The organism is Treponema endosymbiont of Eucomonympha sp. (assembly GCF_001028545.1).
Genome location: NZ_BBPW01000527.1, coordinates 1 through 505, shown reverse-complemented (window position 1 = coordinate 505; position 505 = coordinate 1). Strand labels below are relative to the sequence as shown.

Below are 505 nucleotides of genomic sequence, written 5' to 3'. Positions count from 1 at the left end.
AGCAATCGTAGAGGCGTAGACAAAACCGCCGGATACGCGGCGCGCGTATCCGGCACGCCTTTCTGTTCGGCAGAAGCGAATAAGGGAAGGCGAAAAAGGCGGGACGGAAGCCGCGTTCGGCAACAGCCGAACGGGAGAGACAGAGCGGGGAGCTCCGTGCGACAGACGCCAAAAAGAGCAGGGCAAACACGCCCTGCTCTTTTTTTTATGCCCGCCGTTTTGCCCCCGCGCATCGTTCGCAAAAGTCTGCGAGTCGCTCTACAGGCAGGTACCTGTAGAGCGAAAACTCCAAACCTGTTCGTGCGGTCCGTAAGGGGAACGCCTCGCTCGGGCGCAGCACGTCATTTTCTTTTCCCATCCACGCTGTCGCGTTTTTACCTGCGACAATGTAAAGTTTTGTAGTTAGATTTTACGCGAAGCAATGCATCAGCTTGCATAATACCTTTGATATACGTTATAGTTACGAAACTTATATGGGCGCTTAGCTCAGTTGGGAGAGCGTTTG

At 53.9% G+C, this 505-nt stretch carries 1 protein-coding gene; it reads right to left on the bottom strand.

Features of this window, described 5'->3' with window-relative positions; all coding sequences use genetic code 11:
* A partial coding sequence (locus AWU74_RS12920) for a hypothetical protein (protein WP_238580259.1) occupies nucleotides 1-190 on the bottom strand: 190 nt, incomplete at its 3' end.
* Nucleotides 191-505 lie beyond the last annotated feature (315 nt).